The sequence below is a fragment of the Myxacorys sp. genome, assembly GCF_059501405.1.
The window spans coordinates 1-11,692 of the sequence record NZ_JCACCM010000144.1 but is presented as its reverse complement, the minus strand read 5'-3'; the positions used below and the strand labels follow the sequence as shown (position 1 = coordinate 11,692).

At 47.7% G+C, this 11,692-nt stretch carries 10 protein-coding genes; 5 read left to right on the top strand and 5 right to left on the bottom strand.

The window, feature by feature from the left end:
* Window positions 1-10: 10 nt before the first annotated feature.
* Both AC5I6P_RS19295 and AC5I6P_RS19290 read right to left on the bottom strand, forming a co-directional pair.
* Window positions 11-235, bottom strand: a complete 225-nt coding sequence (locus tag AC5I6P_RS19295; protein WP_495695406.1) for a hypothetical protein — start codon at window positions 233-235, stop codon at window positions 11-13.
* Between the two features lie 256 nt (window positions 236-491).
* Window positions 492-1,448: an Npun_F2552 family protein gene (locus AC5I6P_RS19290; RefSeq protein WP_495695405.1), complete on the bottom strand. Its 957-nt coding sequence runs from the start codon at window positions 1,446-1,448 to the stop codon at window positions 492-494.
* A gap of 182 nt (window positions 1,449-1,630) precedes the next feature.
* On the opposite strand from AC5I6P_RS19290, the gene AC5I6P_RS19285 reads away from it, so the two are divergent.
* From AC5I6P_RS19285 to AC5I6P_RS19265, 5 genes are all read left to right on the top strand, one after another.
* Window positions 1,631-2,011, top strand: coding sequence for a response regulator transcription factor (locus AC5I6P_RS19285; RefSeq protein WP_495695404.1), 381 nt, complete (start codon window positions 1,631-1,633; stop codon window positions 2,009-2,011).
* On the top strand, window positions 2,008-3,426 hold the full coding sequence (locus AC5I6P_RS19280) for a sensor histidine kinase (RefSeq protein WP_495695403.1): 1,419 nt from the start codon (window positions 2,008-2,010) through the stop codon (window positions 3,424-3,426). The genes AC5I6P_RS19285 and AC5I6P_RS19280 overlap by 4 nt, the downstream gene beginning before the upstream one ends.
* Window positions 3,427-3,856: 430 nt before the next feature.
* Entirely contained in the window at window positions 3,857-4,795 is a 939-nt protein-coding gene (locus AC5I6P_RS19275; RefSeq protein ID WP_495695402.1) for a pentapeptide repeat-containing protein, read from the top strand.
* Between the two features lie 496 nt (window positions 4,796-5,291).
* Complete coding sequence (locus AC5I6P_RS19270; RefSeq protein WP_495695401.1) at window positions 5,292-6,788, top strand: S-layer homology domain-containing protein; 1,497 nt, start codon at window positions 5,292-5,294, stop codon at window positions 6,786-6,788.
* Window positions 6,789-7,082: 294 nt separating this feature from the next.
* Window positions 7,083-8,183 (top strand): saccharopine dehydrogenase family protein, encoded by a 1,101-nt coding sequence (locus AC5I6P_RS19265; protein WP_495695400.1) that lies wholly within the window; start codon window positions 7,083-7,085, stop codon window positions 8,181-8,183.
* Window positions 8,184-8,247: 64 nt separating this feature from the next.
* On the opposite strand, the gene AC5I6P_RS19260 is transcribed toward AC5I6P_RS19265, so the two are convergent.
* The 3 genes from AC5I6P_RS19260 to AC5I6P_RS19250 form a co-directional block, all read right to left on the bottom strand.
* On the bottom strand, window positions 8,248-9,516 hold the full coding sequence (locus tag AC5I6P_RS19260) for a cation:proton antiporter (protein WP_495695399.1): 1,269 nt from the start codon (window positions 9,514-9,516) through the stop codon (window positions 8,248-8,250).
* A gap of 115 nt (window positions 9,517-9,631) precedes the next feature.
* Window positions 9,632-10,615 carry a WG repeat-containing protein gene (locus tag AC5I6P_RS19255; protein ID WP_495695398.1) on the bottom strand — a complete coding sequence of 328 codons (984 nt, stop codon included), beginning with the start codon at window positions 10,613-10,615 and terminating at the stop codon, window positions 9,632-9,634.
* A 509-nt stretch (window positions 10,616-11,124) separates the two neighbouring features.
* Window positions 11,125-11,433 (bottom strand): antibiotic biosynthesis monooxygenase family protein, encoded by a 309-nt coding sequence (locus AC5I6P_RS19250; protein ID WP_495695397.1) that lies wholly within the window; start codon window positions 11,431-11,433, stop codon window positions 11,125-11,127.
* Window positions 11,434-11,692: the final 259 nt, after the last annotated feature.

Genomic DNA, 11,692 nt, shown 5'->3' with positions numbered 1-11,692 from the left:
AAGTGGAGATTTAGAGATTGTCAGCCATGCGATCGTAAGCTAAATCGCGAATCAGCGAGAGTTTGGCGTGAATATATTTAGACAGAATATTAGTTTCCTCAGCATTGAGAGGCTGCTTATCTCCAAATTGGTGCAGTAGCCATTGCACTAGACTCGAATCGTCTAAATTAACTAGGGAAGCCGCTTGTGCCGTTTCGACAAGCGACCACAGTTGGCGAATCATTAAAGGAGGCATAGATGGTTGCACTTAGTTCTAAGGTTGAGCGTTGTCTGCTCTCACCATACTGAACCTTCTAGCCTCTGGGCCGATATCACATAAGATGACACAAGAGTTACGAGAAGCTTAATGAACAGATCCAAAACTTGACGCAAACTCAGGAGTCACTCTAGAAGGCTTGGAATCTAAGGCTTACCTCATTAATCTTTATAAGCTTAAAAGAAATAATTAATATAGCCTTAATTCGTAATGTTTCCTTCAGATTCACCTAAATCTAACGATAGGCTGATATCGGCTCTTTAATGAAGCGAATATACAAGTGCCTAAAGGTAGATTTAAGCACACGCGGTGCACCAAAGTCGATAGGCATAATTGTTTCGGGCAGTTTCCAGTCTGCGATCGCCAAATCTTCTGGGCGTGAATGTAGAAATTCAATCTTGTCTAGCTCAGGACACAACCCAAGTTGACCACTAGCAACGATGGTGGGAATTGAGGTTGGATCGACTTGGAGAATTTCAACAACGGCGCGATCGAGGGCAAACACATTCGCTGAAGCGCCCAAGATACCGAGTTCTCTCGGTTCCCCTCCACTCGGACCGTTGCCCTCATGCCCGATAATCCCGTCGAGAATGGTTAGATCCGGATCAATGGCCCGAGCGGTTTCAACTAGCATTCTGCCAAAGCGTTCTCGGTCTTTGCCCGCTTCCATATGCCACCAAGCTTTCATTTTGCCCGGAACACAGCCAAACAGGTTTTTAGTGCCAAGCGTCACGGTTAACTGCATATGAGATTTCACTTTGGGCAGATTAATCACGACATCTGCCTCCATTGCTTCTTTTGAGAGCAGCAAATGATTGAAGTCGTCGCTCACGGTTTCATAGCGTTTGCCCTTCATTTCGACAATCGGCAAGTCCAATTCTTCGATTAGGGGAAGATAACCGTTTGCTTTAGCGACTCCAAAGGCAGATCCAAACGCGGGGCTGTCGGCCAAGAATGGCTTTCCGCCTGCTTCTTGTACCATTTGTGCAACGCAATGCACAATTTCAGGACGGGTAACACATTCCTTGGTGGGTCGCCCTCCAGTGAGCAGATTGGGTTTAAGCAAGACGCGATCGCCCGGTTTAACAAACGCGGCGATTCCTCCCATTGGCTCTAGCAACGTTTCGAGCGAGTGGCGCAGTGGAGTGCGATCGTAGGAGGTAGCACGAAGCAGACTAACGGCAGGATTCATAAAAGCAGATCTAGATTTTCTTTTCCTTAATGTACCTGCAATTCTGGTCGCTCAGCAGAAAGCTCTACTAGCTCTATTAGACCCATCGGTCGTTCTGCATCGAAATCCAATTCCGTCGTCAGAAAGATGATGTGCTGATTTGCTGACAAGGTATTCTTACAAAGAAGCAATTTTGTTGAACCATGCCTCGAATCCTACTTGTAGACGACGAAGCACCTTTGCGTGAGAGCCTCACCTATACGCTACAGAAAGAAGGCTTTGAAGTCGTGACGGCAGACAGTGGGTTGAGTGCAATTAAGCAATTTCATAAGCAGGTGCCCGATATCATTCTGCTGGATCTGATGCTGCCAGAAGCGGATGGCATGGAAGTTTGTTGGCGGATTCGAGCATTTTCTAATGTCCCCATCGTGATGCTCACGGCTAAAGACCAAGATGTGGATAAGGTGCGCGGGTTAGAAGCAGGGGCAGATGATTACATCACAAAGCCGTTTAACACCCGTGAACTGGTAGCCCGTATTAGAACAGTTCTGCGTCGCCATGCCAATACTGTAGCTGGGTCATGAGTTCGCCAATGCGTCCAATTCGTTTGAAGCGGGTTTCGATCCATGCAAAGCTATTGGCGACCTACATTCTTCTGGTTGTACTCGGCACCTCGCTAATGGCCGGGTACATCCTCTGGTCGTTCTATGTCTATTTCATGCAAGTGCGTCAAGCCGACCTGGATAACTGGACTTCGGCTTTAAGCGAAAGCGTTGCTGATGCCATGGAAGAACAGGATTTGCAACGAATTCGCGTGTTGACAGAACGCTATAGCGAACCGGATACGATCACACTGCGCGTGTTTGATGCCCAAGGGCAGTTGCTTGCTACATCTTCCCCAGAAACGGATCAGCGCGTCATAAATTGGTATGAGGTTCCGGGTGTTCAAGAGGCGTCGCAGAATCGTTCTGCTCGTGGAATTGCGAAAGGGGTTCTGACCAACGACGATCGCTTATATGTTGCTCGACCCATTACTCGCAACGGCAAAGTTTTAGGAATTTTGCGGATGTCAGTGACATTGAGGCAGTTCCAGCGTCAATTTATGGATGTCATCTGGGCGGTGCTGATAACCCTGCTGTTCACCATTTTGCTATGTGCCCTAATTAGTCATCGCTTGGCTCGTAGCCTCTCCGCTCCAATTGAGACGATGCGAAACTTCGCCATCCGGTTAGGGGGTGGGCAATTTGGCGATCGCCTCACGATTGCCCAGAAGGATGAATTAGGTCAGTTAGCGATCGAACTGAACCGAATGAGTGAACGATTAGCCTCGCTCGATCAAGAACGAAGAGCATTTCTGGCAAACGTGTCTCACGAACTACGGACTCCGATTAGCAACGTTCAAGTGACGGTAGAAGCCCTCAAAAGCGGTGCTGTAGAGGAACCTGAACTGCGCGATCGCTTCTTTGAGACGATTGAGAGTGAAACCAAGCGGTTGTCTCGGTTGATTCACGATTTGTTGGATCTCGGTCGGCTAGAAGCGGGGGTCGGCTACTTAGAGCGACAAACCATATCCCTGCAAGGCTTAATTGATCGGGCGGTCAAGGCAATGGCCCCGCGTATGCAGGCGCATCCTGTTACTGCGATCGTAAATGTCACAGATTTGCAATTACAGGGTGATTCTGAGCGGCTGCTGCAAGCGCTCCTCAACATTTTGGACAACGCCATCAAGCATTCTAAGCCAAACACTCGGCTCCTCATCAGGGGACATCGGCAAGGAAAACAAGCAGAAATCACAATTCAGGATCAAGGAACGGGAATTAGTGAACGGGATTTACCTAGAATTTTTGAGCAGTTTTACACCACTGATCCATCGCGTAGCAGTGGCACGGGATTGGGATTAGCGATCGCTAAACGCATTGTAGAGGCGCATAGTGGCAGCATAACAGTAAGTAGTGTCGTAGGACAGGGCGCAACATTTACCATTCGTCTGCCTCTTTAAAGTTCAACAGAGGTCTATACAAGGGTGCGACCTTGGTAATGTTCTTGCTGTTATTACGGCAGATTCACATCTAGTGTTTGTCTTTATTAGCTAGATGCAGTTTGAATCTGACAGACCTCTGCTCTGAACTAACATCCTCGTACCGAGTATAAATAAACGTCAAATCTGGTGTTCCTTTTCGCTGAATTCCTAGACAATTGAACTATGCAACGGAAATGAGATCTGCTGAAAAGCTAACTCTACACCTGTTGCCTGACTGCCTAAATATTCTGCTGCTGCTAGATTCACCACACAAGAAACAGCAGGTGAGGAGTGAATTAGAATTCAATCAACTGTTTCAAGAAGGTCGGAGTGCCAGGCACCTATGAGACGGCGCAGAGTGATTTGGGCTGAACCGGAACTCCAAGGACAGTATTGAGAGGTACAGGCAATGGATACCGAAGAACTCTTGCAGCGCTATGCCACAGGAGAACGAGACTTTCATACCGCCGACCTGAGCGGGGCGCACCTGCATCAAGTTGACTTGAGCGGCGTCGCTCTAAAAAAGGCAATTTTATTTGAAGCAGACCTGAGCGAGGCAAACTTGGTTGGGGCGGATCTCAATGGAGTGATCTTGAGACGAGCAAACCTACGGGGCGCAAATCTGAGTGGAGTCCATTTAGTAGGAACAGAATTGTCTGAGGCACTGCTGCTTAGTGCAGACCTAAGTGGAGCCATGCTGTGGAGAGCAGTGTTGCAGAATGCGAACCTAACTGAGGCGAATTTAAGCCGAGCTAGGCTGCATGAGGCAAATCTGCGGGGTGCAATTTTGAGCAGAGCTAATCTCAGTGGTGCAAACTTGAGCGACGCCAGCTTGAGCCAAACGGATCTGATGGAAGCAAATTTAAGTCGAGCTAATCTGAGTAGTGCAAGGTTGCCGATGGCAAACCTGCGGGGGGCAAACTTGGAGCGATCGGAGTTGATTAAGGCCAACTTGGTTGGGGCAGACTTAAGCTGGGCAAACCTGGAGGGGGCAAATCTCACGGGGAGTAACCTAAGTGGTGCAAACCTGACGGAGGCAAACCTCACAGGAGCCAACTTGAGTTGGGCAAATTTAAGTGATGCAAAGCTAGCCCTAGCCATTTTGCGGGGAGCTTACCTAGAGCGATCGGAGTTGATTAAGGCCAACTTGGTTGAGGCAGACCTAAGTTGGGCAAACCTAGATGGCGCTAACCTGAGTGGTGCAAATTTGAGCCGAGCAATTTTGGCTCAAGTAACGTTAGGCTCTGTTGTGCTACGCGGGGCAGTTTTAGTGGACACTAAGCTTTCTCAAGTCAATCTGGATCAGGTTGACCTCAACTGGGTAACGATGCCTCATCTGCCCAGGTGAGCAGCTTGTCATCCTGCTGTCTCGATAGGTATGTGTTAGATGACATTTAATACCTTCACGCTTACCGGTCATCTAACTTGTCACTAGATACCGACTAATAGGCTAACAACTACCCCCGCCCCTCACAATCAGAAGTGTAGGGTGCGAATTTTTGTTGAACCTGCTCGTGATATGTGCGTGATTGCACGAGGGTTGCGATCGCACAATTGCCACGATTTCTTCAAATCTGCTTGCTGCCTTTGTTCGGTTTTTACTGGGCTAACAAAGTACTAATTATTCTTTAAAACTATCCAGGTAGCACTGCTTCTAGCTCATTGTAATCAAACTATCAGCGCCAGCAGGCTTTTCGCATGAGCTGCTCTTCCAGATAAGGTGGGTAACTCAGCATTATTACGGTAGCTTATATGTAAATTAATTTACACAATACTTACTGAGCGAGAAAAACTTCTTACTCCACTCAATGTCAATCTCCAACCTACACATCGGTGTGAGAGCTATGAGCCAAAACCATTTTGCTTTTCTCGGTAACGCTGTTTTAGCAGCGGCTGTTCTTGCGATCGCTCAAGCTGGGGCTGTTTCAGCAACGCCTTTGACGAATCCAACAAGTCAGACAGACAAAATTTCTATTGTTCAGCCATCTCAAACACAGGAGATTGCTGACTTCAGGAGTCAGGTTAAAGATGACGACAAAGACGACGCAAAAGACAGTGATCATGATGACGATCATGACCATGACGACCATGACCATGAAAGAGATGGTGACACGATTAAGAAATTACCAAAATCCATCTCTAGTGCTATCTTTAGCGATTTAGCCAAGCGGGTAGGGGAAGACGCTTCAGGGTTTCGCATCGTCAAATTTGAACAACAAGAATGGTCGAATGGTTGCTTAGGGCTAGGTAGTGGGGGAGATAGCTGTACTCAGGCCGTTGTTCCTGGATACCAAGTGGTTGTGGTTCGCGATCGACAGTATTGGGTGTATCGCACAGACGAATCGGGTTCTCTAGTAAGCTACGACGAAACCGTATCTCAAATGATAACTGCCCGTTCAACGGTTCTAATGACCCGTCAGCAGCAGTTGATGACTCGTCAAGTTAGCGCTACTAGCGTTCAGGCAACCAGCACAGAAAGCTCTACCGTCGCTGGTACATCGATGTCAGCCAGTGAAACTACAAGTGCAACTACAATGGCGGGCGCTGCAATGACCAGCGCTGCAATGGGGGGCACCACAGTCGCTACTAGCTCGTCGATGGCTAGCTTCAGCGATGTCTCGTCCACGTACTGGGCTAGCTCGTTTATTGCCGAATTGGCGAAGCTAACCATCGTGAAAGGCTTTCCAGATGGCAGCTTCCGTCCTGACGATGTGGTGACGAAAGCACAGTTTGCGGCAATCCTCCGTAAAGCGTTTGAACAAGCTAAAGTCCGTGATGCGATCGCGTTCCGAGATGTATCAAGCAGCTACTGGGCTTACGGCGCAATCCGCGAAGCTTATGAGATGGGCTTCTTTGGCGATGAAACGAAGGAATTTAACCCAACGCTTCGTTTAACTCGATTAGATATTCTAGTTGCGTTAGCAAATGCCTTGAACTACACGACAACGACAGGTTCGGTCGAGACAATTTTATCGACATACACGGATGCGGCTAGCATTCCAACGCAGCACCGTTCACTGATTGCTGCTCTAACCGAACGGGGGATTATTATCAACTATCCCAGTACCAGTCGTCTTGAGCTAACTCGTGTAGCAACCCGATCTGAACTGAGCGCATTTGTTTACCAAACGCTAACCACGATCGGCAAAGTTCAAAGCATCTCTTCGCCCTATGCGGTAGAAGTAAACCAGACCAGTAGCACTGGTAGCACCGCCGAGCAAGGCAAAAAACAAAACTGCAATCAGGGAATTGGCAACGGCTCAGAAGGATGTGATCCTGGCAACTCTCGTCCCCACGGCGGTAGCAATGACGAAGGCGGAAGAACGCCTGGAAATAAATAGTTACTAGTGACAAGAAAATACAGAAGTCACGATAGATTATTTGACGTTTAACTTTTCTACTGCGATCGTACTGAGTGAGATTATTCTTTCACTCAGTACGATTATTTTTTATTCCAGTACGATTATCTTTTATTAAAGGTGTTACCGTTCTCATCTCTAATGGAATTTTCTCTAAACTGTCCTCACCAGGGGTGGAGAAGTTTAATACTGCACTTAGCTATCATTTGGTTAAATGTCATTCTATTGGCTTTTACCCAAGCCTAGACTTGGTATAGAAAGTTTTTTATTAAGCTTATGCAGGTTTTAATTCTCGGTGGAAGTGGACGGATTGGCAGCAAAGTAGCGGCAGATTTGCTGGCCCACACCTCAGTAGCGATTACGATCGCAGGACGCAATCTCACAACAGGTGCAAAACTCAGCCATCAACTGGGAGAGCGAGTTGAGTTCGTCGTTACAGATTTGAGCGATCGCACGCGGCTGGAAGAGGCAATTTCGAGAGCCGATCTTGTCATTCACTGTGCTGGGCCGTTTCTTTACCGAGATACCAGTGTGCTAAAAACCTGCATCGAGCGAGGCGTTAATTATCTGGATGTTAGCGATCATCCGTCGTTTACTCGAAAGGCGCTGGCGCATCGAGCAGAGGCAGAAGCCGCAGGTGTCACTGCAATCGTCAACACTGGCATCTTTCCAGGCATTTCAAACAGCATGGTGCGGAGAGATGTGGAGCAGTTAGACAAACCCGAAAAAATTCACCTCAGCTATGTGGTGGCAGGCTCGGGCGGAGCAGGCGTCACGGTGATGCGAACGACGTTTCTAGGGTTGCAGCGCCCATTTCAGGCTTGGCTGAATGGGCAATGGCAGACCGTAAAGCCCTATAGCGATCGTGAGGTCGTCGAATTTCCCTCCTATGGCAAGATCGGCGTCTACTGGTTTGATATGCCAGAAGCGTTCACGCTGCCAGAGACATTTCCAGTTGAAAGTGTTGTGACCAAATTTGCGACCATTCCGCAGTTTTATAACTACCTAACTTGGAGCGTAGCGCGGTGGTGGCATCCCAAGCTGTTGCAAACAAAAGCGGTGATCGAGTTCTTGTCTCACGTCAGCCATGCTATGACTGATGTCAGCGATCGCTTTAGTGGAATTGGCGTGGCAATTCGCTCGGAGGTAACGGGTCAGAAGGAGGGTCAGGCAATGCGCTGTTGCTCGACGATGGTGCATCCTGACACCGCGATTTCGGCTGGAATGGGAACCGGGACGGTGGCAGAACTAATCTTGTCTGGAAAACTGAAGAAACCGGGAGTTTGGGCAGTAGAACAAGCGTTACCAACCGACCTGTTTGAAGTAATGATGCGCGATCGCGGTATTGAGATCAATCAGCAGTTACTTCCGGTGTAGAGGAGGAGGTGCTTGACCTGTTCCTCCTCGTATTGGTTTTAGCGCGATTAGAAGCAATCTATTCTCACGCGCCTTTGCCTTGTTCTTCCCGTTGTGCTGTATTCTCCTCTAGCGTAGTATTTCCTTCAATATTACGTTCATACCATTTCATCAGTGGCGTTGAGGTTACTCCATGTAAAAAGATCGAAATCGCGATCGTCCAATAGGTGATCCAAGCAATTCGTTCTCCACTGTCGCCTTCCAGCCCAGACTTTAAGGCGTAGGCGAGATAGTAGATAGAGCCAACGCCTCGAATGCCAAACCAGCCGTAAAGCCATCGCGTCGCTGGGTGTACTCTTAGTCCTATGGTGCTAACCCAAGCTCCAATCGGGCGCACAACAAATAGCAACAATCCAGCGATTAAAAAACCGCCGCCAGCATAGGTAAACATTGGCTCTTTTAGCAGGAGCGATCCGAGGAGCAAAATTGTGCCAATCTCAGAGAGTTTCTCGATCCGCTCAATAAACCGAAGCTGGGAATTTGACTTTTCGCCATCGCGTCTCCGGCGCATTGTTAGTCCTGCGACAAAGACAGCTAGAAAGCCATATCCATTAACAAATTCAGCCAAAGTGTAAGCAATAAAGATGACACTAAGAGAAACAAAGTCCTCCATCAGTTCATCCACAATGTGAAATTGTTGGAGGCGGCGATCAATCCATCGCACGGCTTTCGCTGCTGCAAATCCAACGACCGTTCCGGCAATGATCGCCCATACCAGATCGACCGCTGCCCATTGTTTAAACCAGTTCTGCCAGTTTCCATCCTCTAGCAGATGCAGTCCAAAATACACGAAGGGAAAGGCCAGAGCATCATTCAGTCCGCCTTCTGAGGTTAAACCAAATCGCAGTTCATCGCGATCGCTGGGGTCATACAACTGCACTTCTGATGCCAAGACTGGATCGGTCGGGGCTAGGATTGCTCCTAGCAAAATAGCGGGTGCCCAGTCCAGTTTCAGAAGCCAATGACCCGCCGCCGCAACTGCAAAAATGGAAATGGGCATTAAAAATCCGATCAGCCGAGCTGTGGATTGCCAAGCCGAAAACCGGATTGGACGACTGATTTTGAGTCCACACCCAAACAGCGAAATCAGAACGACAAATTCAGAGACTCGCTCCAGAATCTGCGTATCTGGACGGATTTTAACTAAGTTGAGTCCATAAGGACCCAAACCCACGCCAACGATCAAATAAATAAGGGCATATGAAAGCGGAAGACGCCCAATTAAGCCTGAACCTAGAGTGACTACAAGTAGGAGTACGCCAATAACAAGTAGGCTGAGAAGATAAGCGTCCACAAATTGCCTTTTACAAAAACCATCCTACTCTACGCTGCTCGTTTCATAACTTAACTCCTCTTCAGACAGAATTTTGGGCTTAGACGCTATCGCTTTTAGTAGACGGAATTAAATTTTAGCGACGATTTGATTTCTGAATGTAGCCCCACTTATCGCCCACTTTGACTCGCGCCATTCCGTCTGAAAATGACCCAGCTTCGTCAAATTGAGGGACGATCGCAATCTTTCCAGCGTGATTAATATAACCCCACTGATTGTCGTACTTAACGGGCGCTAGTCCATCAGAAAACTGTGCAGCGTAGCTAAAATCTGCTGGAACCACTAATTTACCAGTTTTATCGATGTAGCCCCACAGTTGACCCATTTCAACAAGTGCCAACCCGTCCGAAAAATCAGATGCAAATTTAAACTTGGGTGGAATGATTTGCTTTCCAGTTTTGTCAATGTAGCCCCACTTGTCGCCGACTCGAACTCGCGCCATCGAGCCTGAAAAATTAAATGCGCCATCAAACTGAGGCTTAATCGCAATCTTTCCAGTCTTATCGATATAGCCCCATTGCTTGCCGGCTCGAACAGCAGCTAATCCTTCCGAAAATTTCCAGCCATCGTCAAACTCTTGTTGAAAAGCAGCTTTCCCCGTCGGGCTGATATAGCGATACTTTTGACCGAGTTTAACGGCTGCTAAGCCTTCAGAAAATCCTGATGTGTATAGAAACTGTGGCTGAATTGCAACTTGCCCTTGGCGGTTGATAAAACCAACGTTTTGATTCAGGCGAATCGCGGCTAACCCGTTTTGAAACGGTGCAGCAGTTTCAAATCGAGGCGAGACGACTAGCGTTCCGGTGCGATCGATGTAGCCATAGCGATCGCCCGACTTCACAATGGCAAATCCTTCAGAAAAGGGAGAATAGAGTTCAAATTTTGATGTTGGTTGTACAGCAACTTTACCTGCGCGATCGATGTATCGGAATTCTTCTCCGACCTGAACTAGGGCAATGCCTTCAGAAAAATCGGTGGCACTATCGAACTGGTTAGGAATCGTGAGCGGACTAGCTGACGTATTTTGAGCAATGGTCTGTCGCACAGAGTTTGCGCTCATAGATGCACGAAGGGGCACAGATTGAGTTTGAGACAAGAAACATGCGAGGCCAAAAGCGACACTAGCCCCAGCCACCAAGAGTAATTTGCTCATAAGGGAATTACTCCAGTCAAAGTAGAGGTCAGGCTCAACATTAAGAAACGGCTAACCATGCTCTTTCTGCAGCAGATTGATGCGATCGCGAGGTGAGTTCTTTGGCAGAGCTAAACTTCTTTTACCAACACTGTGCAGTATTTGTTGAGGTTGTAACCCGACACTTTTCAATTGTCTATTTAGTACTGCAAGCACTTGTTACAGACAAACTGAAGGGTGGGAATCGCCTCAGCAATACAGCGTAATTGATGAGTTTTGCCTTTACCTGAACTCTAGAATCAGCATTGTTTTATTCTAGGTCAGTCTATGTTGGTGCGTATCTATAGATGGTTAGTCTTGTAAATCAGCTTTGATGCCGTGTTTAGCTGTAGACAGACCAATGCAGCACCTTGTTCGGTTGTGGTTAATTGCTTTGGCTATGTTTCTTTCTTGGTTTGAAGCACGAGGTTATAGTGCTCCACTGTGGGAAACGGATCATAGAAATGGTGAAGCAGATTCTTCCACTCTTGATACTGAGCAGACTGGCGAAAGCCAACCGTATGATCTTCTAACTTTTCCCATTGCACCAATAAGATGTATCTGTCCCTATTTTCGACACAATTCTGGAGTTGGTGCCAAAGATAGCCAGGCATAGAAGCGATAATCACAGACGCTTGTTGAAACGCGCTTTCAAAGGCTTGGCTTTGAGCAGGTTTCACATCAAGGATGGCAACTTCTAAAATCATGTCGTTTATTTAACCAAATTCATACTAATCTGCCTACTGCAATGCTAGGCGCAACAACCGAACGGTCGTGTTCAGCGGACGCAAACAACCTGTGCACCTCAACAAAGCGGAATGATACATTCCGCTGTAACAGCTGGAATTCCTTACTGCTCTGATTTGCTGAGCTTCCACGGCTGCTGTCTCCACCCTAACTTCTGTCTTGCTGCCTGCTTGACTGACAGAAGTACTGGAAGTTGAAACGAAAGCTAGGAGGGAAGCA

Bases quoted from the DNA above. Each gene is read 5' to 3' on its own strand.
- AC5I6P_RS19295 (WP_495695406.1), bottom strand. From the start codon at position 235: ATGCCTCCTTTAATGATTCGCCAACTGTGGTCGCTTGTCGAAACGGCA.
- AC5I6P_RS19290 (WP_495695405.1), bottom strand. From the start codon at position 1,448: ATGAATCCTGCCGTTAGTCTGCTTCGTGCTACCTCCTACGATCGCACT.
- AC5I6P_RS19285 (WP_495695404.1), top strand. From the start codon at position 1,631: ATGCCTCGAATCCTACTTGTAGACGACGAAGCACCTTTGCGTGAGAGC.
- AC5I6P_RS19280 (WP_495695403.1), top strand. From the start codon at position 2,008: ATGAGTTCGCCAATGCGTCCAATTCGTTTGAAGCGGGTTTCGATCCAT.
- AC5I6P_RS19275 (WP_495695402.1), top strand. From the start codon at position 3,857: ATGGATACCGAAGAACTCTTGCAGCGCTATGCCACAGGAGAACGAGAC.
- AC5I6P_RS19270 (WP_495695401.1), top strand. From the start codon at position 5,292: ATGAGCCAAAACCATTTTGCTTTTCTCGGTAACGCTGTTTTAGCAGCG.
- AC5I6P_RS19265 (WP_495695400.1), top strand. From the start codon at position 7,083: ATGCAGGTTTTAATTCTCGGTGGAAGTGGACGGATTGGCAGCAAAGTA.
- AC5I6P_RS19255 (WP_495695398.1), bottom strand. From the start codon at position 10,615: ATGAGCGCAAACTCTGTGCGACAGACCATTGCTCAAAATACGTCAGCT.
- AC5I6P_RS19250 (WP_495695397.1), bottom strand. From the start codon at position 11,433: ATGATTTTAGAAGTTGCCATCCTTGATGTGAAACCTGCTCAAAGCCAA.